This window comes from Bradyrhizobium niftali, assembly GCF_004571025.1.
Classification (GTDB): domain Bacteria; phylum Pseudomonadota; class Alphaproteobacteria; order Rhizobiales; family Xanthobacteraceae; genus Bradyrhizobium; species Bradyrhizobium niftali.
Genome location: NZ_SPQT01000032.1, coordinates 80,162 through 104,555 on the forward strand (window position 1 = coordinate 80,162; position 24,394 = coordinate 104,555).

At 65.5% G+C, this 24,394-nt stretch carries 23 protein-coding genes; 8 read left to right on the top strand and 15 right to left on the bottom strand.

Annotation, left to right across the window (positions count from 1 at the left end; genetic code table 11):
* Positions 1-32: 32 nt before the first annotated feature.
* Complete coding sequence (locus tag E4K65_RS38350; protein ID WP_167771486.1) at positions 33-920, top strand: LysR family transcriptional regulator; 888 nt, start codon at positions 33-35, stop codon at positions 918-920.
* A 242-nt stretch (positions 921-1,162) separates the two neighbouring features.
* Here E4K65_RS38350 and E4K65_RS38355 read toward each other — a convergent pair whose 3' ends face one another.
* A complete protein-coding gene (locus E4K65_RS38355; RefSeq protein WP_135178511.1) occupies positions 1,163-1,879 on the bottom strand; it encodes a peroxiredoxin-like family protein in 717 nt (238 codons plus the stop codon).
* Positions 1,880-2,154: 275 nt separating this feature from the next.
* Between E4K65_RS38355 and E4K65_RS38365 the strand changes: the two genes are divergently transcribed.
* Both E4K65_RS38365 and E4K65_RS38370 read left to right on the top strand, forming a co-directional pair.
* Positions 2,155-2,637 carry a cupin domain-containing protein gene (locus E4K65_RS38365; RefSeq protein WP_135178512.1) on the top strand — a complete coding sequence of 161 codons (483 nt, stop codon included), beginning with the start codon at positions 2,155-2,157 and terminating at the stop codon, positions 2,635-2,637.
* A 115-nt stretch (positions 2,638-2,752) separates the two neighbouring features.
* Complete coding sequence (locus E4K65_RS38370) at positions 2,753-3,955, top strand: MFS transporter (RefSeq protein WP_135178513.1); 1,203 nt, start codon at positions 2,753-2,755, stop codon at positions 3,953-3,955.
* Here E4K65_RS38370 and ccoS read toward each other — a convergent pair.
* The 10 genes from ccoS to E4K65_RS38420 form a co-directional block, all read right to left on the bottom strand.
* A complete protein-coding gene (ccoS, locus tag E4K65_RS38375; RefSeq protein WP_008138466.1) occupies positions 3,952-4,119 on the bottom strand; it encodes a cbb3-type cytochrome oxidase assembly protein CcoS in 168 nt (55 codons plus the stop codon). The genes E4K65_RS38370 and ccoS overlap by 4 nt on opposite strands.
* Entirely contained in the window at positions 4,119-6,308 is a 2,190-nt protein-coding gene (locus tag E4K65_RS38380) for a cation-translocating P-type ATPase (protein ID WP_135178514.1), read from the bottom strand. The genes ccoS and E4K65_RS38380 overlap by 1 nt, the downstream gene beginning before the upstream one ends.
* Positions 6,309-6,319: 11 nt before the next feature.
* A complete protein-coding gene (locus E4K65_RS38385; RefSeq protein WP_135178515.1) occupies positions 6,320-6,805 on the bottom strand; it encodes a FixH family protein in 486 nt (161 codons plus the stop codon).
* Positions 6,806-6,820: 15 nt separating this feature from the next.
* Positions 6,821-8,287, bottom strand: coding sequence for a cytochrome c oxidase accessory protein CcoG (gene ccoG / locus E4K65_RS38390; protein WP_135178516.1), 1,467 nt, complete (start codon positions 8,285-8,287; stop codon positions 6,821-6,823).
* Positions 8,288-8,398: 111 nt separating this feature from the next.
* Positions 8,399-9,271, bottom strand: a complete 873-nt coding sequence (gene ccoP, locus E4K65_RS38395) for a cytochrome-c oxidase, cbb3-type subunit III (protein WP_135178517.1) — start codon at positions 9,269-9,271, stop codon at positions 8,399-8,401.
* A gap of 6 nt (positions 9,272-9,277) precedes the next feature.
* On the bottom strand, positions 9,278-9,442 hold the full coding sequence (locus E4K65_RS38400) for a CcoQ/FixQ family Cbb3-type cytochrome c oxidase assembly chaperone (protein WP_015687703.1): 165 nt from the start codon (positions 9,440-9,442) through the stop codon (positions 9,278-9,280).
* 13 nt (positions 9,443-9,455) lie between these two features.
* Positions 9,456-10,190: a cytochrome-c oxidase, cbb3-type subunit II gene (gene ccoO / locus E4K65_RS38405; protein WP_027546562.1), complete on the bottom strand. Its 735-nt coding sequence runs from the start codon at positions 10,188-10,190 to the stop codon at positions 9,456-9,458.
* Positions 10,191-10,202: 12 nt separating this feature from the next.
* Positions 10,203-11,852 carry a cytochrome-c oxidase, cbb3-type subunit I gene (gene ccoN / locus E4K65_RS38410; RefSeq protein WP_135178518.1) on the bottom strand — a complete coding sequence of 550 codons (1,650 nt, stop codon included), beginning with the start codon at positions 11,850-11,852 and terminating at the stop codon, positions 10,203-10,205.
* A 211-nt stretch (positions 11,853-12,063) separates the two neighbouring features.
* The gene (locus E4K65_RS38415) at positions 12,064-12,489 is read right to left on the bottom strand and encodes a CBS domain-containing protein (protein WP_135178519.1); all 426 of its coding nucleotides are present in this window, start codon (positions 12,487-12,489) and stop codon (positions 12,064-12,066) included.
* A gap of 22 nt (positions 12,490-12,511) precedes the next feature.
* The gene (locus E4K65_RS38420; RefSeq protein WP_135178520.1) at positions 12,512-13,345 is read right to left on the bottom strand and encodes a universal stress protein; all 834 of its coding nucleotides are present in this window, start codon (positions 13,343-13,345) and stop codon (positions 12,512-12,514) included.
* A gap of 208 nt (positions 13,346-13,553) precedes the next feature.
* Between E4K65_RS38420 and fixL the strand changes: the two genes are divergently transcribed.
* The 4 genes from fixL (at position 13,554) to E4K65_RS38440 (ending at position 16,957) form a co-directional block, all read left to right on the top strand.
* Complete coding sequence (gene fixL / locus E4K65_RS38425) at positions 13,554-15,071, top strand: sensor protein FixL (protein WP_135178521.1); 1,518 nt, start codon at positions 13,554-13,556, stop codon at positions 15,069-15,071.
* Between the two features lie 3 nt (positions 15,072-15,074).
* A complete protein-coding gene (fixJ, locus tag E4K65_RS38430; protein WP_135178522.1) occupies positions 15,075-15,692 on the top strand; it encodes a response regulator FixJ in 618 nt (205 codons plus the stop codon).
* Positions 15,693-15,735: 43 nt separating this feature from the next.
* Positions 15,736-16,152 carry a response regulator transcription factor gene (locus E4K65_RS38435; protein WP_135178523.1) on the top strand — a complete coding sequence of 139 codons (417 nt, stop codon included), beginning with the start codon at positions 15,736-15,738 and terminating at the stop codon, positions 16,150-16,152.
* Between the two features lie 103 nt (positions 16,153-16,255).
* The gene (locus E4K65_RS38440) at positions 16,256-16,957 is read left to right on the top strand and encodes a helix-turn-helix domain-containing protein (RefSeq protein ID WP_167771487.1); all 702 of its coding nucleotides are present in this window, start codon (positions 16,256-16,258) and stop codon (positions 16,955-16,957) included.
* Positions 16,958-17,020: 63 nt separating this feature from the next.
* Here E4K65_RS38440 and E4K65_RS38445 read toward each other — a convergent pair whose 3' ends face one another.
* From E4K65_RS38445 to E4K65_RS38460, 4 genes are read right to left on the bottom strand one after another with little or no spacing between them, the layout of a single operon-like run.
* Positions 17,021-18,313, bottom strand: a complete 1,293-nt coding sequence (locus E4K65_RS38445; protein WP_167771488.1) for an MFS transporter — start codon at positions 18,311-18,313, stop codon at positions 17,021-17,023.
* Between the two features lie 23 nt (positions 18,314-18,336).
* Entirely contained in the window at positions 18,337-18,870 is a 534-nt protein-coding gene (locus tag E4K65_RS38450) for a PRC-barrel domain-containing protein (RefSeq protein ID WP_167771489.1), read from the bottom strand.
* 22 nt (positions 18,871-18,892) lie between these two features.
* Positions 18,893-21,097, bottom strand: a complete 2,205-nt coding sequence (locus E4K65_RS38455) for an amylo-alpha-1,6-glucosidase (protein WP_135178526.1) — start codon at positions 21,095-21,097, stop codon at positions 18,893-18,895.
* Positions 21,098-21,153: 56 nt separating this feature from the next.
* Entirely contained in the window at positions 21,154-22,917 is a 1,764-nt protein-coding gene (locus E4K65_RS38460) for an ABC transporter ATP-binding protein (RefSeq protein WP_135178527.1), read from the bottom strand.
* Positions 22,918-23,195: 278 nt separating this feature from the next.
* Between E4K65_RS38460 and E4K65_RS38465 the strand changes: the two genes are divergently transcribed.
* Positions 23,196-24,266, top strand: a complete 1,071-nt coding sequence (locus E4K65_RS38465) for a glycosyltransferase family 4 protein (RefSeq protein WP_135178528.1) — start codon at positions 23,196-23,198, stop codon at positions 24,264-24,266.
* Positions 24,267-24,394 lie beyond the last annotated feature (128 nt).

Sequence of the window (24,394 nt, forward strand, 5' to 3'; positions counted from 1 at the left end):
GATTTCCGGCCGATCCTGCCGGGAGCCGATCCATGGAAATGCACCAGGTCCGCTATTTCCTCGCGGTGGCGCAGCTCTTGAACTTCACGCGCGCCGCCGAGGAATGCAACGTGACGCAGCCCTCGCTGACACGCGCGATCAAGCAGCTCGAGGCCGAGCTCGGCGGCGACCTGTTCCGCCGCGAACGGCCGGCGGCGCAACTGACCGAGCTCGGCCAGCGCATGCATCCGCTGCTGAAGCAGTGCTATGACGCCGCCGCCGGTGCGCGCTCGCTCGCCTCCTCGTTCAAAAGTGGTGAGGTCGGCGCGCTCCGCGTTGCGCTGACGCATTCGGTCGACCTGGCGCTGCTCATCCCCCACCTCAACGAAATCAGGCGGCAGTTCAACAGGCTCGAATTCCGCTTCCTGCGCGGGACGAGCCGCGAGGTCGCAGAATTCCTGAAGAAGGGCGAGGCCGAGCTCGGCATCGCCGCCGGGATCGACGAGGCCTGGGAACGGCTCGACGTCTGGCCGCTGTTCACCGAGGCGTTCGATCTCATCGTCAGCAGGGAGCACCGGCTTGCCGAGCACGACACGATCGAGCCGGACGACCTGCGCGCGGAACAATTGCTCGGCCGCAGCTATTGCGAGCATTCCAAGCGCATCGCAGCGAGCCTGCGCGAGCACGGCATCGATGTCGATCACGGCCACGAGATTTCGAGCGAACGCGACCTGATCGAACTGGTGGAGGCCGATATCGGCATCGCCATGATGCCTCACACCTCGCCCGTGCCGGAGAGCCTGAAACGCGCCGCGGTCGCCGGCCTCGATGCCCGCCGCACCGTCAGCCTCTATGGCGTCGCCGGCCGCCAGCGCACGGCGGTGGCCAACGCCGTGATGCGCATGCTGCGCGGTGCGGACTGGCGGGCGATTGCGGGGTAGCTGCGAGAACGATCGCTGCTCTTCTCCTTCTCCCCTTGTGGGAGAAGGTGGCATAGGCGGCCTTCGGCCGCCGTTCTTAAGAACGCCGAAGCCGAGCTTCGGCTATGGCGCCGGATGAGGGGTTCTATCCGCGCACTCGACGCAAAAGATTCGCGCGCGGAGAGAGACCCGTCACCCGTCTCGCCGCTACGCGGCGAGCCACCCTCTCCCACAAGGGGAGAGGGTAAGAAAAGTGCGCAGCCTCAGTTCTCCCGGCTCGCGCTCTCCAACGCCTCGAGCAGATCGTCGATCTCCATGCGCTTGCGGAAATCGGGATCGACGAAGCGCGCCTTGACGATACCGTCGCGGCCGACCACGAAAACCGCCGGGATCGGCAGCATCCAGCCGTCATTGCCGTGGAATTTCGCCATGTCCTGATAGGACAACAGTCTCTGGATCTCGGCGCCGAGCCAGATCGCGAGATTGAGCGACAGCGCATAGCCATTGTCGAGATCGGTCAGGATCCGAAATGGCGCACCGGAATCAGCCTTGAGCTGCCGGGTATATTCCTGCGTCTCCGGCATGATCGCAACGATCTGCGCACCCATCGCCTCGACGCGGTCCTGCGCCTGGACCACGGCGCGGACATTGAGCCGGCAATAGGGACACCAGTGGCCGCGGAAGAACATCACCACGACGGGGCCTTGCGCCAGCAGCGCGGGCAGCGTCACGAGACGCCCGCCCTCGTCAGGCAGCATGAATGGCGGCATCACATCGCCCGGACGCGGCGCGTTCTCCCCGCCGCCGTTCCCGTCCAATCGCGCCACCAGGCGATCGACCGCCTCGCCATAGGCCGGAAACACCTGGCGGCTTGCGTCGGCATACGCGAGGAGCTGCTCGTTCAGCGTTCCCTCCATCTCGCGGCAGCGCTGGAAGGCAAGCCTGAGCTGCTCGGCATCAGCTGGTGAGAGAGACGTCATCTTCCGCTCCGGCGTTCGAAGGACGAATATTAGGTTCCTGGTCCGGCCGCCCGCAAGGGGCGGCCGCCGCCAATCGGGCGCCCCACCATCGGACGCCGGATATCCCGAAAGCGGAAATGCCGATGCCCAATCGGTTCGATAGCCGCCGCGCATCAACATAGCACGGGGCTATCGAACCGAAAGCGAAACGGCATTTCACGACGGGCTCGCTCTCGACGAAGCTCCTGCCATAGCTGGCGACCAGCGAGGTTGCGGCCAACAGAGGAGACTTCCCCATGTCTAGGCATCACATATTGTCGCGCGTAGACTTGTCCGGCCTTGCCGTTCTCGGCATGCTGACCTTTGCGGCGCAGCCGGCCTTTGCGGGCGAATGCCCCGCCGACAAGATGAAGCCAAATGCGCATCAGATGGTCGATTACAAACCGGTCGGCGTCACCGACGTCACGCTCGGCGCCATCGACCTCGGCAAGCAGCCGGCGCATATCGAGGGCCGCGAGCTGCGCTTCCGGAAGCTCACCATCGAACCCGGCGGCATCGTGCCCTGGCACAGCCACGACGATCGCCCTGCCCTGATCTTCGTGCAGCAGGGCGAGATCGTCGAATACGCCTCCAACTGCGTCGATCCGATCGTGCACAAGGCCGGCGACATCCGCCCCGAGGTATCAGGCACCTCGCATTGGTGGAAGAACCTCGGCAAGGAGACGGTCATTCTCTATGTCGGCGACGTCCGCAGGGATCCCAACGATCATCATATGTAACGGGCACCCAGAGTGAGCCGTCGTTCCGGGGCGCGAAGCGAACCCGGAATCTCGAGATTCCGGGTCTGGTGCTTGCGCACCAGCCCGGAATGACAGATCAACGGAGAGCCGAGCCATGACCGATCTTTCCGCGTCGATCAAACCGACCGCGATGATGACGGATGAGCATTCCCCGGGCCTTGCGCTTCGTTCGCTCGTCATCGGCCTCACCGCCTTCCTGACCGTCGTCGATCTCTTCGCGACGCAGGCGATCCTGCCATCGCTGACGCGCCATTACGACGTCACGCCGGCAGCGATGGGCTTTGCTGTCAACGCCAGCACCTTCGGCATGGCGACGGCTAGCCTCGTCGTCGGCTTCTTCAGCCCGCGCATCAACCGGCGGACCGGCATTCTGCTCAGCCTCACACTGCTGGCGGTCCCCACGGGGCTGCTGGCGATCGCGCCCAATCTTGCGGTCTTCACCGCCTTGCGGATCGCGCAGGGCCTGTGCATGGCATCCGCCTTCGCGCTCACCCTCGCCTATCTCGGCGAGCAATGCAGCGCGGTGGACGCCGGCGGCGCGTTTGCCGCGTACATCACCGGCAATGTCGCCAGCAACCTTGTCGGCCGGCTGATCTCGGCGGCGGTCGCCGACGGCCTTGGCCTCGCCTGGAATTTCTATTTCTTCGCGACGCTCAACCTCGCCGGCGCGGCGCTGGTCTATTTCACCATCCGACGCGCGCAGCCGATGCACGCCATGACGCCGGCGGGCCTACCACTTGCCGCCATGATCGCGCATTGGCGCAATCCGCGGCTGCGCGCCGCCTACGGCATCGGCTTCTGCATCCTGTTCGCCTTCATCGGCACGTTCACATTCGTCAATTTCGTGCTGGTCCGACCGCCGCTGTCGCTCGGCATGATGGATCTGGGCCTCGTCTATTTCGTCTTCCTGCCGTCGGTGGTCACGACGTTGCTCGCCGGCAGGGTGGCATCGCGGCTCGGGACGCGGCCGACGATATGGGGCTCGCTCGCTGTGGCCGGACTGGGTCTGCCGCTGATGCTGGCACCGCAACTGGGCGAAGTGCTCACCGGCATGGTTCTGGTTGGTGTCGGCACATTCTTCGCGCAGGCGGCCGCGACCGGTTTCGTCGGGCAAGCCGCCACCGACAACCGCGGCGTCGCCAGCGGGACCTATCTTGCCTGTTACTTCTTTGGCGGGCTCGTCGGCACGGCCGTGCTCGGGCGGCTGTTCGACAGTTTCGGCTGGCACGCCTGCGTCGCCGGTGTCGGCGTGGCCCTCGCGGCCGCGGCCATGCTCACATTCGCCCTGAAGCGCTAGCGCTTGACCGGGGCTTCCTGCGGCGGTTCGTCGTCGGCGATCGCGCGCCAGGCGGCGCCGTCGAGATCGTCGTACTGGCCGCTTCTGAGCGACCAGAGGAAGGCGACGAGGCCGGCGCCTCCCAACATCAGCGCCAGCGGGACCAGGATGACCAGGATTTCCATCACACGATCTCCCGCGAGGCGCTGCGTGCGCGCAGCGAATTCAGCATGACCAGGATCGACGATCCGCTCATGGCGGCGGCGGCAATCAGGGGCGTCACGACGCCGCTGATCGCAACCGGCACCGCGAGGACGTTATAGCCGATGGCAAGCCAGAGGTTCTGCCGCATCAGGTGCAGCGCCTTGCGCGCGGAATCGATCGCGGCGACGACGGGCGCCAGCGGCCGGCCGAGGAAGACGAGATCGGCGGTGGCCTGGCTGAGATGCGCGGCCGAGATCGGCGACATCGAGACATGGGCTGCCGCCAGCGAGGGCGCATCGTTCATGCCGTCGCCGACCATCAGCACTCTTGCACCGCGCCGCTTCAATTCCTCGATTCGCGCGATCTTGTCGGCCGGCGTGACGCCGGCGCGCCATTCGGGAATGGAGAGCGCGTGGGCCGCGGCCTTCACCGCCGGCTCGCGGTCGCCGGAGAGGATCTCGATGCCGATGCCCCGCGCCTTCAGCGCCGCGATCACGGCCTGGGCGTCCGGACGCAGGCCCTGACGCACCGAGAGGATGAATTTTTCGGCTCCCTTGCTGAAAGCCACGACCGACGCTTCAGGATCGAGCGTGGCGCCGCCGACCAGCGCCTCGGCGCCGCAGAAGGACGGACGGCCAAGGCGGATCTCGATGCCGTCGGCGACTGCGCGCACGCCCTGCCCGGCCTCCTCGACCGCACCGACGATCGGCGACCTGGCGCCGGCGGCCTGTGCCACCGCGGCGGCGACCGGATGATGGCTCGACAGCGCGAGCCGCCCGGCCAGTTCGAAGATGTCGGCGGGAATGTCAGCCGCGTTCATCACTTCGAGATCGGGCAGCGTCAGCGTGCCGGTCTTGTCGAAGATGACGTGGTCGGCTTCCGCCAGCCGCTCGATCGCATCGCCGGAATTGAGCAGCACGCCGGACTTGAACATCGCGCCCGAGGCCACCGTCTGCACCGTCGGAATCGCAAGCCCGAGCGCGCAGGGACAGGTGATGATCAGCACCGCAACGCCGGTGACGATCGCATCATGCCAGGACGCACCCGCGATGACCCAACCCAAAATGGTGATGAGCGCGGTCGCATGCACCACCGGCGCGTAGAGCCGCGAGGCGCGGTCGGAGAGCCGCATGTAGCGCGAGCGTGCCTGGAGCGCGTTGTCGAGCAGCCGCGTGATCTCGGCGAGCAGCGTTGCTTCGGAAGCCGCCGAAACGCGCACCCGCAGCGTGCCAGAGATGTTCATGGAGCCGGCATAGACCGGCGTGCCCTGCTCGGCCGTGACATAGAGCGTCTCGCCGGTGATCAGGCTCTGGTCGATCTCGGAACGCCCCTCGATCACGGTGCCGTCGACCGCACAACGCTCACCGGGCCGCAGCAGCACGACGTCGCCAGGATTGATCGCGGCGACGGGCACTTGTGAAATCTCGTCAGGCCCGACGAACCTGGCCGCCGTCTCCGCCTTCAGCGCGGCGAGATTGCCGGCGACCGCACGCGTCCGCCGCCGCATGTTCTGGTCGAGGAAGCGGCCGACCAGCAGGAACGTCAGCAGCATGATCGCCGCGTCGAAATAGGCGTGCTCGGCATGGTGGATGGTTTCGACCACGGACATGCCGAGCGCGAGGATCACGCCGATCGAGATCGGCACGTCCATGTTGGTGGTCTTGTTCGACAGCGCGCGCCAGGCGGAGCGGAAGAACGGCTGGCCGGCATAGGCGGCCGCCGGCAGCGCGATCAGGGCCGACAGCCAGTGGAAGAAGTCGCGCTGCTCGGGCAGCATGTCCGAGACGTTGCCCGACCATACCGGGATCGACAGCATCATCACGTTCATGGTGGCGAACGCCGCAACCCCGAGGCAGCGCAGCAGGAAACGGGATTCGGCGACCTCCGCCACTTCCGCGCTCTCGGTCTCGAACGGATAGGCCTTGTAGCCGAGCTCTTCGAGCCGGTCGATGAAACGGCTCGGGTCGAGCGTGCCCGCTTTCCATTCCAGCGCGACGCGGCGGTCGGTGAGGTTCACGCGCGCCAGCGTGACGTCGGGGATGACGGACAATCCGCGCTCGATCTTGGCCATGCAGCCGGCGCAGTGAACGCCTTCGACCGCGAGATCGATGTGCTTGATACCCTCGCCCGCGCTCCGGACGTAGTGCGAGAAATCCCGCGTGACGTGCATGACGAAGTCCTTCAATTCAGGATCACGCGATTGCGCGACAGGAACACGCGCGTGCCGCGCGCTTCGCCTTCGATCACGAGATCCCACTGGCCCGGTGCAACGGCAGCGGCACTGCCGCGATAGATGCCTATGCCGGCCTCGGAGAGTTCGACCGCGAGATCAGCGCGCTTGTCGGTCGGACGCTCCAGGCGCCCGCCGAATTTCAGGCCGCTCATCGGCTGGCCGCTGGCATCGCGTGCCTCAACCTGAAGCACGGCGCCACCATCGGTACTGCGCTCGATATGGGCGTTGACCTTCCATTTACGTGCGGCCTGGTCCTGCGCCGCCGAGATCTCGCGATCATAGGTGAGACCCGCGGCATAGGGGCTGTCGACGTCGGTGCCTGGCAGCGTCGCGATCGCGAGCTTCATCATGGTCATGTTGACGCCGATCACGACGCCGAAGAAGGCGACCAGCATCAGGAAGACTTTTGTTCCGGTCAGCGGCTTGGACGCCATGGCTGTCTCCTGATCCTAGGGCGCGACGAAATTGTCGGTGGCGGACGCGACCTCGCCGAGCCCGATATCGGTGACGTGGAAGTGAACCGGGATCGACTTCTCCGGATTGCCTTCCGCCGGCGCGGTGACGAGCAGGCGCAGCTCGCTGGTGGAGTCGCGGGGGATCACGATCATCGGCCTATCAGGCGTCACCGCATCGATGCCGATGACGTGAACCGTCAAATTGGCCGGACCGTTCGCGTCGATCGCGATGACGCGGTCGTAGCCGCTCTTGTTGAGCAGCCGAACCGTGTAGGCGTTGCGGATCGAGCCGTCGCTGAGCTTGACCGCGACCGGATTGCGGTCATGCAGCACGTTGACGTCGAGCAGGCTGCGGGTCGCGAGCGTATAGATCATGAAGCCACCGACGGCCGCGATGATCGCGCTGTAGACCACGGTGCGGGCCCGGACGATCCGGTAGATCGGCGCCTTGCCTTCCTGGCGGCGATGGATGTTGATGTCGTTGTCATAGCCGATCAGCCGCTTCGGCCGGCCGATCTTGGCCATCACGTTGTCGCAGGCGTCGATGCAGAGCCCGCACTGGATGCATTCCATCTGCGGTCCGTTGCGGATGTCGATGCCGGTCGGGCAAACCGCGACGCACTGGTAGCAATCGACGCAATCGCCGACCTGCTCGCCGAGCGCGCGCAGCTCGGCCGCCTTCTTGACCGAGGTGCGCTTCTCGCCGCGGTCGTAACGGTAGGTGACGTTGAGCGCCCATTCGTCGGTGAGCGCGGCCTGGATCCGCGGCCACGGGCACATGTAAGTGCAGACCTGCTCGCGCATGTAGCCGGCGAGCAAATAGGTCGTCGCGGTGAGGATGCCGATCCAGACATAGGCGATCATCGGCCCCTGGAAGGTCACGAGCTCCTTCACCAGGGTCGGCGCGTCGTTGAAGTAGAGCACCCAGGCACCGCCGGTCCACCAGGCGATCAGCAGCCAGATCGAATGCTTGAGCACGATCTCGGAGATGCGCTCGAGCTTCATCGGGTCGGACGATTTGTCCTTCTTCATCCGCTCGCGGCGGTCGCCCTCGATCAGGCGTTCGACGGCATAGAACAGGTCGGTCCAGACGGTCTGCGGACAGAGATAGCCGCACCAGATCCGGCCGCCGATGGAGTTCATCAGGAACAGCGCGACCGCGGCGACGATCAACAGGCCGGTGAAGTAGTAGACCTCCTGCGGCCACAGCTCGATGAAGAAGAAATAGAAGCGGCTGTTGGGCAGATCGATCAGCACCGCCTGGCTCGGCGCGCCAAGGCCGCGATTCCAGCGCACGAAGGGCAGGAAGTAGTAAACGCCGAGGCAGAACGCCATCAGGCCCCATTTGATCCGGCGAAACGTGCCGGAGACGCTCTGGGGATAGACCTTCGTCCGGGCTGCGTAGAGGGGCCCGACGTCATCGTCCGATGTGAGGTCTTTCGGGTTCACGGTCTTGTTCATCACCTGAAACTTCTCGAGGGGGTGCGATTGAACCTAGACCCGACGTCGCTGCTTCAGTTGATCCAGCTCAAACGGGGGCACTTTTGTTCACCCCCGTTTGCTGGCGATCAGCTATTTTCCACCGCCCAGCGAGTGGACGTAGACCGCCATCGCCTTGATGGTGGCGGGATCGAGCCGCCCTTCCCAGGCCGGCATGACGCCGGCGCGGCCCTGGCTGATGGTCTCGATCAGGGCGGCCTCGTCCGAGCCATAGAGCCAGATCTTGTCGGTCAGATCAGGCGCGCCCATCTCCAGGTTGCCCTTGCCGCCATCACCGTGGCAGGCGACGCAATTCTCGACGAAGATCTTCTCGCCCTTGGCCTTGTCGTAGCCCGCCCGGGTCGGCAGCCCCGACAGCGACCGCACGTAATTGGCGACCGTGACGATCTCGTCGCCCTTCAGCACGCCGTCCTTGCCGAAGGCGAGCATCTGGCCCTCGTGCGTCTTGGCATGACCGGAGCGTACGCCGAACTGGATGGTCTGCATGATCTGGTCGAGCGTGCCGCCCCACAGCCAGTCGTCGTCGTTCAGGTTCGGGAAGCCCTTGGCGCCGGCACCGCCGGAGCCGTGGCACGGCGCGCAATTGTCGCCGAACACGGTCTTGCCCTTGGCGCGCGCAAGCGCCAGCAGGGCCGGATCCTTCTCGATGTCTGCGAGCGGCGCCGCCGCCAACGCCGCCATCTTCTCACCGCGGAGCGCCTCGAGATTGGCGAGCTCTACTGCGAGGCTGGCGCGCGTCGAGTAGCCGAGCAGCCCGGTCGTATTGCTCGAAATCAGCGGCCAGGCCGGATAGACGATCCAGTAGCCGATCGACCAGATGATGGTGAGATAGAAGCTGATCACCCACCAGCGCGGCAGCGGCGTGTTGAGCTCCTTGATGCCGTCCCACTCATGTCCGGTCGTCGTCTTGCCGGAAACAGAATCGAATTCGCTATGATCGGTCATGGTCTCTCACTCCTCCCGCAACGGCAGGTGTGCTGCTTCGTCGAACGCAGCCTTGTTACGGGGCCAAAATGCGTAGGCGATGATCGCGAGAAAGATCGCGACGAACACCGGCGTCCAGATCGTGGTCACGAGACCGGACGCGAGATTGTCGAGTGTCAGGATGGCTTTCATCGTTGATGCCTTCTCAGCGAAGATTGGCTTTCTCGTTGTAGATCTTGAAGTCGACCAGCGTGCCGAGCATCTGCAGGTACGCGATCAGCGCGTCCATCTCGGTCGGCGTACCGGTCTTGCCGTCGAAGTTGCGCACGACGGCCTTGGCGTAGCGCTTGCTGAAGGCGTCGGAGCCGGCATTGTCCGGATCGGCCTGGGCCTTCAGATCGGCGCCCGCGTTGGCGATCTGGTCGTCCGTGTAGGGCACGCCGACGGTCCGGAGCGTACGCATGTGGTCGGCGATCGTGTCCGGATCCACTTCGGTTGCGCTGAGGAACGGATAGCCCGGCATCACCGACTGCGGCACGATCGCGCGCGGGTTGGTCAGATGGGTGACGTGCCAGTCGTCAGAATACTTGGCGCCGACGCGGGCAAGGTCCGGACCGGTGCGCTTCGAGCCCCACTGGAACGGATGGTCGAACATGCTCTCGGCGGCCAGCGAGAAGTGGCCGTAGCGCTCGACCTCGTCGCGCAGCGGCCGGATCATCTGCGAATGGCAGAGATAACAGCCCTCGCGGACGTAGACGTTGCGGCCCGCGAGCTCCAGCGGTGTGTACGGCCTGACGCCGTCGACCGCCTCGATCGTGCTCTTGAGGTAGAACAGCGGGGTGATCTCGACGAGGCCGCCGATCGCGATCACCAGCAGGATGCCGACGATCAGGATGATCGAGTTCTTTTCGAAGACTTGGTGACGTGTCCAGAACGACATTGCTTGAGCTCCTCATTCCGCCGGCTGAAGAGCGACGGGCATCTGGACTTCCGCTTCGCCGACGCGGACGGTCATCCAGAGATTGTAGGCCATGATCAGCGCGCCGATCAGGAACAGCCCGCCACCGGCAGCACGAATGACGTAGAAGGGATGCATCGCCTCGACGGTCTCGATGAAGGAGTATTCGAGGAAGCCGAGCGAGGTGTAGGCGCGCCACATCAGGCCCTGGAGGATGCCGGACACCCACATCGCCGAGATGTAGAGCACGATGCCGAGGGTCGCGACCCAGAAGTGCCAGTTGACGAGCTTCAGGCTGTAGAGGCCCTTGCGATTCCATGCCCACGGCACCAGGCAGTAGAGCGCGCCGAAGGAGACGAAGCCGACCCAGCCGAGTGCACCGGAGTGCACGTGGCCGATGGTCCAGTCGGTGTAGTGGCTGAGCGAGTTGACCACCTTGATCGACATCATCGGGCCTTCGAAGGTCGACATGCCGTAGAAGGCGACGGAGACCACGAGCATGCGCAGCACGGGGTCGGTGCGCAGCTTGTCCCAGGCACCCGACAGCGTCATCAGGCCGTTGATCATGCCGCCCCAGGAGGGCATCCACAGCATGATCGAGAAGGTCATGCCGAGCGTCTGCGTCCAGTCGGGCAGCGCCGTGTAGTGCAGATGGTGCGGACCTGCCCAGATGTAGAGGAAGATCAGCGCCCAGAAGTGGATGATCGACAGGCGGTAGGAATAGATCGGCCGCTCGGCGCGCTTGGGGATGAAGTAGTACATGATGGCGAGGAAGCCGGCGGTCAGGAAGAAGCCGACCGCGTTATGGCCGTACCACCACTGGAACATCGCATCCTGGATGCCGCCCCAGGCGACGTAGGACTTCGAGCCGAACACCGAGACGGGAAGCGCGGAGTTGTTGCCGAGATGCAGCACCGCGATCGTCACGATGAAGGCCAGATAGAACCAGTTCGCGACGAAGATGTGCGGTTCCTTGCGCTTGATGATGGTGGCGAGGAAGACGAGCAGATAGACCACCCAGACGATGGTCAGCCAGAGATCGGCGTACCATTCCGGCTCGGCATATTCCTTCGACTGGGTCACGCCGAGCAGATAGCCGGTGCCCGCGACCAGGATGAAGAAATTGTAGCCGACCACGACGAACCAGGGCGCGAGGTCGCCGGCAAGGCGCACGCGGCAGGACTTCTGCACGACGTAGAAGGATGTCGCGATCAGCACGTTGCCGCCGAAGGCGAAGATCACCGCGGAGGTGTGCAGAGGACGCAGGCGGCCGAAACTGATCCAGGGCAGATCGAAGTTCAGCGCAGGCCAGGCCAGCTGCGAGGCGATGATGAGGCCGACGAGGAAGCCGGCGATGCCCCAGAACATCGCCATGAAGGAGGAGAACTTGATCGGCCCCATGTTGTAGTTGGGACGGCCGTTGATCTCCGCCGGCGGCAGCGCCGCCGGGCGCTCGAAGTAGCGGTTGACGATGCAGAACACCGCAGCCACGCTCGCCGCCGCGCTGAGCGCGGCGTGGAAGGCGAAGGGTGCATCGAGCGCCTTGGCCGCGGCGATCACGCAGAGGAAGGCGGTGGCTGCGAACACGACAGCCAGGCCGCTTTCACCTGATGTCATGGATTTGGAGATGGAGGGCTGGCTCATCGCGGATTCTCTCTGAAAGAACACAGCGCCAGAAACCACATCCACCCTCGCGGGGAATTGATTGAAATCAAGCTAGGTGGATTTCTGTTAATGTGAGGCTGATCGCGGATCAGAGAGCCACATCAATCGCCTGCGGCCGGCGCCGCGCACGCGGTGGCCGATTGCTTCCGTGAAATCACGGAGTTTGAAATCGCGGGAACTGGAGGCGCTGTCAGTCGCGCGCCGTCGCCTTGAGCGCCGCGATGACGTCCTCGCGGGCGATGATGCCGACCAGCTTCTGCGCGCTGTCGAGCACGATGATACTCCTGATGCGATGCTCGACCATGATCTGGAGCACGCGCGTCAGCCGCGTATCGGGGCTGACATAGATGAACTCCGGCGTCATGACGTCGCCGGTCTTGCGGCTCATCAGGTCATGATAGCGCGGCAGCATCTGGCTCGGCGTGAAGGCGAAGCATTTCAGGATATCGAACTTGGTGACGATGCCGACCACCTGTCCGTCGTCCTCGACCGGATAGGAGTTGAAATCGTCGCGCTCGAACATCTCGCTGAGTTCGAGCATGTCGAGGTCGCGCCGCACCGTCTTGACGTTGCGCGTCATGTAGCCGTCGACGGTCTGCTCGAGAAATCTGTACACGGCGCGTCCTCCTCGAATGGCTTCAGTGCGACAGCAGCACGCAGCGGGCGGATTGCGTGACCAGATACTGGGTGACGCCTCCCAGGATCAGCTCACGAAACCTCGAATGACCATAGGCGCCCGCCACGATCAGGCCGGCTCCGACGTCGCCGGCGATTTTCTCCAATTGCGCCGCGGCGGGTTCGTTCCGCACGGCCTCCGAGACGCGCGCGGTCGCGGTGACGCCGTGGCGGGCGAGCCAGGCGGCAACGTCGGTGACGCCGGCCATCACGACCGAGCGCTCATCGTCGCGCTCCGGAATTGCAGCGATGGTGACGTCCCTCGCCTTGCGCAGCATCGGCAGCGCGTCCGCCACCGCCCGCCGCGCCTCCGGCGTATCCTTCCAGGCCACCAGCACGCTGCGCAGGTCGAGCCAGTTGGCCCCGTCGGGGACGACGAGAAGCGGGCGGCCGGCCTGCATCACCAGATCCTTGGGGCTTGCGAGCGCGAAAGCGTCGGAGAAGGCCGGGCTCTGCCCGCCGCTGACGACGATGTCGGCGCAGCGCGCCTGCGCCAGGACGAATCGCGCCGGAAAATCCATGGCGCTGCGCCACTCCGCATGCCCGCCGCGATTCCTGGTGGCGGCGCGGAATTGCGCCTCCAGAGCCGCCAGCCGCCGCCTGACGGACGCTTCGCCCTCGTCGATCAGCCGCTGGGCCTCGGCGCCGTCGGTGAAATAGAGTGGCGGTGTGAACTGCGCCGCGGCAACCCCGACCATGGCTGCCTCGAACCGCTCGGCGAGTTCGCCCGCGACCTGAAGGCGCGCCTCGTTGGACTGATCGAGCGCCAGGCTGACCATCACGGTCGCGTATGTCATCGGGATTCTCCGGAAGGCAATGAACTGCGCGGAATCTAACGCTGCCGACGCGAAGCAGGATGAGATAGATCAAATCGCCTTCTACCCGGGGCCACCGGAATTACGCCAATGGAATCAAACATCGGAACTTGCCTCCGGGCCGGGCTTGGGCGAAGTTGCCGGGGTGGTTGCGGCACCCGGGCCGCGGCACGAGGATGGGAGTGACAGCTTGGCGCCGACCCGTGTAACGCAACCGCCGGACGACGGCCGGGGCGAGCATTTCCGGGTCCGGATCGAGGGATTCGGCGTCGGCACCTGGGATCTCGACCTCAAGACCCGGGCGCTGGACTGGTCGGATACCGCGCGAACCCTGCTCGGGATCGCGCAGGATCAGCCGGCCAGCTACGACCTCTTCCTGTCACGCCTCAGGCCCGAGGACCGCGAGCGCGTGGAGAGCGCGGTCAAGCGCGTCTCCGAACGTGGCGGCGGCTTCGACGTGTCCTTCAGGGTCGCCGGCGCCTCCAACGCAGGACGGTGGATTCGCGCCCGGGCCGGACTCATTCGGGACGAAGCCGGCACCGCCCGCCATCTCAGCGGCATCTTTCTCGATATCGACGAGGAGAAGCAGGTCGAGGAAGCGCTGCGTACCCGCGAGAGCCACCTCCGCTCGATCCTCCACACAATTCCCGACGCCATGATCGTCATCGACGGCCACGGCATCATCCAGCTGTTCAGCACGGCCGCCGAGCGCCTGTTCGGCTGGTCCGAGCTCGAGGCGATCGGCCAGAATGTCAACATCCTGATGCCGGAGCCCGACCGCTCCCGGCACGACAGTTACATTTCGCGCTACCGCACCACGAGCGATCCCCACATCATCGGCATCGGACGCATCGTGACCGGCAAGCGCCGCGACGGCACCACCTTCCCGATGCACCTGTCGATCGGCGAGATGCAGTCCGGCGGCGAGCCCTATTTCACCGGCTTCGTCCGCGACCTCACCGAGCACCAGCAGACCCAGGCGCGGCTCCAGGAACTGCAATCAGAGCTCGTCCATGTCTCGCGGCTGAGCGCCATGGGCGAAATGGCGTCCGCGCTCGCGCACGAGCTCAACCAGCCGCTGGCGGCGATCAGCAACTACATGAAGGGCTCGCGGCGGCTGCTTGCCGGCAGCGTTGATCCGAACACGCCGAAGGTCGAAAGCGCGCTGGACCGTGCCGCCGAGCAGGCGCTGCGCGCCGGCCAGATCATCCGGCGCTTGCGCGACTTCGTCGCCCGCGGCGAATCCGAGAAGCGGGTCGAGAGCCTGTCCAAGCTGATCGAGGAGGCCGGCGCGCTCGGGCTCGCCGGCGCGCGCGAGCAGAACGTGCAGCTCCGCTTCAGTCTCGATCCGGGGGCCGATCTCGTTCTCGCCGACCGGGTGCAGATCCAGCAGGTCCTGGTCAACCTGTTCCGCAACGCGCTGGAAGCGATGGCTCAGTCGCCGCGGCGCGAGCTCGTCGTCACCAACACCCCCGTCGCCGACGACATGATCGAGGTCGAAGTGTCCGACACCGGCACCGGTTTCCAGGACGACGTCATTCCGAACCTGTTTCAGACTTTCTTCACCACCAAGGACACCGGCATGGGCGTGGGACTGTCCATCAGCCGCTCGATCATCGAGGCTCACGGCGGGCGCATGTGGGCCGAGAGCAACGCATCGGGCGGGGCGACCTTCCGCTTCACCCTACCGGCAGCCGACGAGAATTGAAGCATGACGACCAAGGGACATGTCTACGTCATCGACGACGACGCGGCGATGCGGGACTCGCTGAACTTCCTGCTGGATTCCGCCGGCTTCGGCGTCACGCTGTTTGACGACGCGCAAGCCTTTCTCGACGCCCTGCCCGGCCTCACCTTTGGCTGCGTCCTCTCCGACGTGCGCATGCCTGGAATCGATGGGATCGAGCTGTTGAAGCGGATGAAGGCGCAGCAGAGCCCGTTCCCGATCCTGATCATGACCGGCCACGGCGACGTGCCGCTCGCGGTCGAGGCGATGAAGTTAGGGGCGGTCGACTTCCTGGAAAAGCCGTTCGAGGACGACCGCCTGACCGTCATGATCGAATCGGCGATCCGCCAGGCCGAGCCGGCCGCCAGGAGCGAGGCCGTCGCGCAGGATATCGCCGCCCGCGTCTCCTCCTTGAGCCCCAGGGAGCGTCAGGTCATGGAAGGGCTGATCGCCGGCCTCTCCAACAAGCTGATCGCCCGCGAGTACGACATCAGCCCGCGCACCATCGAGGTGTACCGGGCCAACGTCATGACCAAGATGCAGGCCAACAGCCTTTCGGAGCTGGTTCGCCTCGCGATGCGCGCCGGCATGCTCAACGATTGAGGCAAGTCAAAGCCCTTGCCGGCTGCTGTGCTAGCCAAGCAGCATGATCGAGGTCAGTTCACATCATGAGCGGCTGCCGTCCCCCGCAAAACCCACCGTCTTTGTGGTCGATGACGATGCCGCCGTCCTGGGATCCCTGCGGTTCCTGCTGGAAACCGACGGCTTTGCCGTGCGGACCTTCAGGAGCGGTACGGCGCTGCTCAATGCCGGCGGCGCGCCCGGGGCCGACTGCTACGTGATCGACTACAAGATGCCCGACATCAACGGAATCGAGCTCGCCGGCCGCCTGCGCAAATCCGACGGCGACACGCCCGTGATCCTGATCACCGGTTATCCGGACGAGAACATCTCGACCCGGGCCGCCGCAGCAGGCGTAAAAGACGTGGTTTTGAAGCCGCTTCTCGACGAAAACCTGGTCAAGCGCATCCGCCGAGCCATCCAGGACCGGTCTCGGACGTGACCTACGGGGTTCTACGTAGGTAGACCCCCTTAAGATATCGCTCGAAATTTTCGAACCTCCCGATACCGCGTACCAATGTGTCATCACAACGGAGATGGCGCAGATGCTGACCGAGACGCTCAACACCCAGACGATCAAGACTCAGATCAACGGCAGCAAGATTGCTCCGCCCCATCACGTGTCCGACCAGTTCGGTGCGATCACGGGCCATGTCGGGCTCGTCGCCACCGAGTTCTCCTATCGCAAGGACGAGGAGATCTATGGCGAGGACGAGCCGGCCGAATATGTCTACCAGGTCGTGTCAGGCGCGGTGCGCAGCTACAAGCTCCTCTCCGACGGCCGCCGCCAGATCGGCGCCTTCCATCTTGCCGGCGACGTGTTCGGCCTCGAATCCGGCCCCGCTCACCGTCTTGCCGCCGAGGCCATCATCGACACCACCGTGCGCCTCGTGAAGCGCGCCAGCCTCGAGAAGGCCGCCGGCATCGACGTCCAGGTTGCCCGCAAGCTCTGGGCGATGACCGCCGGCGAGCTTCGCCACGCCGAAGACCACATGCTGCTGCTGGGCCGCAAGACCGCGATGGAGCGTGTCGCGACCTTCCTGCTCGAAATGGACCGTCGCCTCGCCGTCGCCGGCATGATGGCGTTGCCGATGTGCCGCCGCGATATCGGCGACTATCTCGGTCTCACCCTCGAAACCGTGTCGCGCGCGCTGTCGCAGCTTCACACCCAGGGCATTCTCGGCTTCTCCGGCGCGCGCCAGATCGTGTTGCGCAACCGCCAGCGCCTGCACAATCTCGACGCCTGATTTTCTTCCTCCCCACCCACTTGGCCGGCCGAACCCGTTTCGGCCGGCCATTTCTTTTGTGGTTCAGAGCCTGCGCCGGGTCTCCGGCATCACGAGGAGGATCAGCAGGAGCCCCGTCGCAGCAACGCCGGACAGGCCGATGAAGGCGGTGGCGTTGCCGAACTTGTCGCTGACATAACCGCCGAGCGCCGTGCTCAGCGACGCACCGATGCCGGTCGCGGTGCCGACGATGCCCTGCGCCAGATTGAAGTGACCGCTGCCGAAGGCGACGTCGGCGACGATCAGCGGAATCATCACCGCGAACACCGCCGCGGTGATGCCGTCGAACACCTGCACCGCGACCAGCAGATATGGATCGCGCACGGTCGCGAACAGCAGGCCGCGGATTACCAGCGCACCGAATCCGATCAGCAGCAGCGGCCTGCGGCCCCATGCTTGCGCCTTGCGCCCGACGGTTGGCGACAATAACGCCACGATCGCCTGCGGGACGACGATGCAAAAGGCGACCAGCACCGTCGCCCACTGGCTCGACCGCGCCGTCACCGCGCTCGCCATCAGCGGCATCATCGCGGCGTTTGCCAGCTGCAACAGCAGCACACTGAGCGCGAAGACGATCAGCGGCCGCTGCCGAACCAGGTGCCAGACATTGGTGTCGCCGCGATCCTGCGCCTCGCGCGGCATCTCGCCGTGGCAGCGCGCGATGTCCACCTCCTCCTCGCGGATGCGCGACAGCGCGATCAGGGTGGGGATTGCGAGCAGGAACGTGACCAGGAAGACCGAGCGGCTCGACAGCAGATAGCCGGCCGTGCCCATCACGGCGGCAGCAACGCCATTGCCGAGGGAGGCAAACCGCGCGTTGCGGCCGAGCCGCTCGCCGATCGCGAGCGGGCCGACGAGGCCGAGGCTGATCGCGGCGATCGCCGGGCCCAGCACGCAGCTTGCCGCCGCATGCAGCGTCGCGGCGGCCACGACCACGGGGAAGATCGGCATGGCGGCATAGGCGAGCGCGCAAAAGCCGATGGTCGCGATGGCAAGGGCGGCGACCAGCCGCTCGGATTTTGCCGCGTCGATGATCGCCCCGCCCGGCATCTGCCCGATCAGGGCGACGATGCCGCCGATCGACAGCACGAGGCCGATCTGGCCCTGCGTCCATTTCTCCGTCGTCAGATAGACCGCGATGAAGGGACCGAAGCCGGTCTGCACGTCGGCGAGGAAGAAGATGAACCAGTCGAGGCCGCGCAGGCTCCGGCGCGACGGCGCCGGAATACCTGCGGCCGACGGCGCGGCAAGGTTGTCCTGCTCAACGCGGCCGGCGCGATCCTCGGCTGCATGGTTCGGCTTTCTCGACAACAGCACCGGCGGCCATCCCTCCCCGCCCCTCACTGAATCGCTTGTAGCGGTTGCAGGCTCCCGGATGCGCCGAGCACCACCATCGGCGTGTCTTCCTTGTATTCCGGCGCGGCCGCGACCTGCGCCTTGGTCAATTCCAGCGTGATGCTGTCCTTCTTGTTGGCGATCTTGCCGAACCGCATCGCGTTCCAGTCCACCACGATCTTGCGGCTGCCGACGCCGAGGAAGCCGCCGAAATCGATCACGGCGGCACGCACGTGCCCGCTCCGGTCGACGATGACGTCGACGATGCGACCCATGTCCTCGTTCGCCGCGCTGAGCACGTCGCGGCCGAGCACACCGTGCGCATCGCTCGCGCCGATGATGGTCACGGATGGCGGCGGCGCGGCATCCTTCGGCGTGACCTGCACCGCCGAGGCCGGCGGCTGTGCCGTCGCCGGCGCGTTCGCTTCGCTCGGGGGCGTACTCGGGGGCGCGGGCTGTTCCTCCGCGGCACGCGATACCGCGACCGTCCATCCCGCGACGATCGCGACGCTCAAGACCAACCATCCGGCGGTACGCATGAACCCTCCTCCCGGCGCGCCGTCAGTGCGCCAGCACGATCGACACCTGGATCTGGCCGCGCGTGCGCAACACCTCCAGCGCCACGTCGTCGCCGTGGCGGCTGACGCGCAGGTCCACGCTGGATTCGCCCAGGCGCAGATCGTGCAGGATGACCTCGTTCAGAAACGCCGGCAGATGCGGATTGCGCAGGCGGATCTCGCCGCGCGCCACGTCGAACTCGATGCCCAGCGCCGCCTCCAGCAGCGTGAACGGCGTCGCGCTGGCCCAGGCCTGCGGCGCGCAGGCGACCGGATAGAGCGTCGGGCCGCGCCGCTTCTCGCGCCGGAAGCCGCAGAACAATTCGGGCAGCCGCCGCAGATCCATGTAGGTCGCGGCGTCGAACAGCCCCTTGAAGACATGCGCCACCGAATGCTTGAGGCCGTAGCGCGCCAGCCCCAGCGCGATCAGCGCGTTGTCGTGCGGCCAGATCGAGCCGTCATGATAGGACATCGGGTTGTAGCGCACCTCGCCCTGCGCGACCGTGCGGATGCCCCAGCCCGAGAAGAAATGCGGCCGCATCAGGTCGGCGGCGACGAGACGGGCGCGGTCCTCGCGGATCATGCCGCTGAACAGGATCTGCCCGGCATTCGAGGTCCGCACCTTGCAGGGCCGCTTCTTGCCGTCGAGGGCAAGCGCGTAGGTGCCGAGCTCCTCGCACCAGAATGCCTGCTCGAAACGTTCGGCCAGCGCCTTGGCCTCGGCCTCGAGCTTGCGCACGCGCTCCGGCTTGCCGAGCCGCAGCGCGCAACGCGCGGCAAGCTGCTTGGCCGCATAGACGTAGCCCTGGACTTCCGCGAGCGCGATATTGCCCTCGGCGAGCCGGCCGTCGGCATGGAAGATCGCGTCGTAGGAATCCTTCCAGCCCTGATTGGCCAGCCCCTTCTCCGTCGCGCGCTGGTATTCGACGAACCCGTCCTGATCGGGATCACCGGGGCCGTCGATCCAGGCAAGCCCCGCCTCGATCGCGGGCCACAGCTCGATCAACGTGGCCTCGTCGCCGGTGCGCTCGAAATAGCTTCCGGCGAGCAGCACGAACAAGGCCGTGGAATCCACGCTGCCGTAATATTGCGAGAACGGCACCTCGCGCAGCGCCGCCATCTCGCCGCCGCGCATCTCGTGCAGGATCTTTCCGGGCGCGGCGTCGGCGAGCGGATCGATCGCCTTCGCCTGGAAATGCGCCAGCCGCCGCAGCACGCCCTTGGCGACCCGCGGGTCGACCCAGAGCATCTGGAGCGCGGTGATCAGCCCGTCGCGGCCGAAGGTCGTCGAGTACCAGGGAATACCGGCATAGGGATAACGGCCCTGCGGCGTCTCCGTCATCAGCATGTTGAGGTCGGCCATGGCCTGGCACAGCACCTCGTTGAAGATGTTGTTGGAGGTCTCGATGCTGGCCGCGCCCATGGTCGACTGGCGCATCTCGCGGCGGTGGGCCAATAGGCCCCTGAAAAAGCGCGCCGGCTTCTCCGCCACCGGCCGGTTGCAGGACGCGGCCACGAACAGCGATTTCGACTCGTGCGGATCCAGCTCGAGCTGCCAGGTGGCGGCGTTGACGGACAGCCGCGTCGGACGCGGATCGAAATGCAGGCCGGTTGTGCGCTCGACATCGTCGAGGCCGCGATATTCGAACAGGACGTCGGTCGGCCCGAGCAGGCGGCTGGCGCCGGTCCCGCGGTGCGGGCGCCGCTCGCCGCGGACCTCGAACAGATCGGCAAAATCATTGTCGAACAGCAGCGTCAGCTCGAAGCTGGCGCGCCGATCGCCATGGTTCTGCACGCCGATGCGCTGATAGGCGGTGCCGCGCCACAGGAAGATCGTGCGCACGATGTGCAGCAGGTCCTTTTGCAGCACGAGGCTACCCTGACGGTAGATGTCGGGGTTGGTGAGGTCCACGGTCAGCGCCGAATTGTCGTCGCGCAGGTTGGAGCCGAGCAGCAGGGGCTGGAGATCGTCGAGCACGAGCTCCAGCCGCGCGAGGTAGCGCGTGTCATGGTGAAACAGGCCGTCCGGGCCGCCGGCCGATGCACCGATGTCGCCGTGGCTGTCGAGCACGATGAAGGTATCGTCGTGCTTGAGCGAGCGTCGCGGCCGCGCCGACGGCCCCGTCATCGGGATGTAGAACGGCTGCTCCGCGACCTGCTCCACGGTCCGCGCCACGGAGACGAACTTGGTGACGACTTCGGCTGGCATAAGCTGCTCCCCTGCGCCTGTTTCGAAACGCAACCAACGCGAACGCGACTGTCGGTTTACGCGGCGAACTTCGCGAGCCGGCTCATCTCCTGCGTCACCAGTTCACGATAGGGTCCGTGACCCTGCATCAGACGATCGGGCGCACCGTCCTCGATGATCTTGCCGGCCTTCAGCACAACCACGCGATCGAAATTGCGCAACGTCGCGAGGCGATGCGCGATCGCGATCACAGTCCGGCCGCGCATCAGGCGCATCAGTGCCTCGCGGATCGCCTCCTCGGATTCACTGTCGAGCGCCGCGGTGGCCTCGTCCAGCAGCAGGATCGGCGCGTCCTTCAGGAAGGCGCGTGCAATAGCGATGCGCTGGCGCTGGCCGCCGGACATCTTGACACCGCGGTCGCCGACCATGGTGTCGAGACCTTCCGGCAGGCTATCGATGAAATCGCAGCGCGCCGCGATCGCCGCGCGCAGCACCTCGTCGTCGGTCGCGTTCGGCCGGCCGTAGCGGATGTTCTCACGAATGGAGCGGTGGAACAAGGAAATGTCTTGCGGCACCACGGAGATCGCCTCACGCAGGCTGAGCTGGGTCACCATCGCGATGTCCTGGCCGTCGACGGTGACGCTGCCTTCGTCGACGTCGTAGAAGCGCTGCAGCAGCGTGAACAGCGTCGATTTGCCGCCGCCGGACTGGCCCACCAGGCCGACGCGCTGGCCGGGCTGGAGCCGCAGGCTGAACCGCTCGAAGATCTTCTCGCCGCCGGGATAGCCGAAGGTGACGTTGTTGAACGCGATCGCGGCGCCGCTCTTGACCAGCGGCTCGGCCTCGGGGTGATCGCGCAATTCGTGCGGCACCAGCAGCGTGGCGATCGCCTCGGTCAGCCGCGCGACGTGCTGGGTGACGTCGACCAGCGCAACTGCGAGATCGCGCGTGGCGTTGAGAATGGACAGGCCGAGGGTGCAGACCAGCACGACGTCGCCGGTGGTCGCCTGACCGTCCTGCCAGAGCGTGATCGCCCAGGCCATCAGCGCAATGGTGAGCACGACAGTCACGCCGGCATGCGTGAGCCGCAGCTTCTCCAGATAGCGCAGGCTGCGGCCGCGCGCGGTGAGTTCCCGGTTCACGGTCGCATCGAACCGCTCATGCTCGTGGCTGATGCCGCAGAAAGCGCGGACCAGCGGCATGTTGCTGATGACGTCGATCATCTCGCCGTCGACGACCGCCGCCTTGTCGGCGAAGTCGTCATGCAGCGGCTTGCCGGCCGCGGCCAGATGGAACATCGCAATCACCATGCTGCCCGCGACCACGATCAGGCCGAGCGCCATGTAGGGGCTGACGGTTCCAATCAGCAGGATTGCCGCAATTGTGGCAATGCATGGCGGCAGCACGTTCCAGACGAACATGTTCTCGACCGTGAACACCGCGTTCGATGTTGCCGTGATCCGGCTGGTCAGCATGCCAGGCATACGGTCGGAGAAGTAGCTCGGCGCGTGTCCGGTCAGGTGGCGAAAGATGTCGCGGCGCAAATCGCCGGTGACGCGGACGAAGGTAAAGCTCGCCGTCCAGCTCGCGATCCGCCACAGGAAGTTGTCGGCGGCGATCAGCGACATGAGCAGAATGAATGCCAGCCATACGCTGCCGCCATGCGCGGTTCCCGCCGACAGACTGTCGACCAGCGATTTGACGCCATACTGCGTGCCCACGGAGCAGGCAACGGCTGCAACAACAGCGGTCAGGATCACCAGGTGGGAGGCAAGCCGACGCCGAAGATAGCGCAATACAAAGGCAAATGGTCTGCGCGCGTATCCAGAAAGATGATCCATGTGGCTGTCGCCCCGTAGTGATGATTACAGTTTTTTCTACCAGCCGACTGAACATCGACCGCTTCGTCCCGGTTCCGGGCCAGACGATCACGACATGCGGATGCGGACGATCTGCGAAGAGGAGATGGCAGCATCGAGACAAGACGCGCGACGTGTCGAATATGTAACGTTTGTTGAGAGGAACTTCGCAAGTGCGGGAACGTTCCCTTCCCTGGCATAGCCGGTGCCGCACAGGCTGGGGGTTTTTCAACGTTCATGATCGCAGAGGAGAAGGTGAGATGCGCATCGCGCAGGTAGCTCCGTTGACGGAGGCTGTTCCACCCAAGCTGTATGGCGGCACCGAGCGGGTGGTGCATTGGTTGACGGAAGAGCTGGTGGCCCTGGGACATGACGTGACGCTGTTCGCCAGTGGCGACTCGCAGACGTCGGCGAAGCTGGACGCCCTCTGGCCGCGCGCGCTTCGCCTCGACGGTTCCGTGCGCGACCCCAACGCCCTGCACATGGTGCTGCTGGAGCGTGTGCGGCAGAAATGTGACGACGAGGAGTTCGACTTCCTCCACTTCCATCTCGATTATTATCCGTGGTCGTTGTTCCACCGGCAGCCAACACCGTTCGTGACCACGCTGCACGGCCGGCTCGACCTGCCGGAGCATCAGCCGGTGTTCAACATCTTCTCCAAGATGCCGGTGATCTCGATCTCGAATGCCCAGCGGCGGCCGGTGCCGCAGGCGAACTGGGTGACGACGATCCATCACGGCCTGCCGGAGAACTTGCTGACGCCGAAGCAGGCCAAGCAGGAATATCTCGCCGTGCTCGGCCGCATCGCGCCTGAAAAGGGCGTCGACCGCGCCATCAAGATCGCGACCCATTGCGGCATCCCGCTGAAGATCGCGGCCAAGGTCGACCGCGCCGACCAGGATTATTACGACGAGCTGATCCGGCCGATGATCGAGAACAATCCGCTGGTGGACTTCATCGGCGAGATTGGCGATCATGAGAAGTCGGATTTCCTGAGCGGTGCGCTTGGACTTCTGCTGCCGATCGACTGGCCCGAGCCCTTCGGCCTCGTGATGATCGAAGCCATGGCCTGCGGAACGCCGGTCGTCGCCTTCAACCGCGGCTCGGTGCCGGAGATCATCGATGAAGGCCTCACCGGCTTCGTGGTCGAGGACGTCATCAGCGCCGCCGGCGTCATCAAACGCCTTCCGCAATTGGACCGCGCGGCGATCCGCAAGCAGTTCGAAAAGCGGTTCACGGCACGGCGCATGGCACTGGACTATCTCGCCGCCTATCGCAGCCTGACCGAAGCGAAGGCGCCGCGGATCAAGCTGGTGAGCAGCGCGGAGTAGCTGCCACAATCTCACCCGTCGTCCCGGCGGAGGCCGGGACCCATAGCCACAGAATGCGGTTTGGCGAAGACTCGGAGTGACCAGTCTCGCGCCACGACTTCTCCCTGGGGTTATGGGTCCCGGCCTTC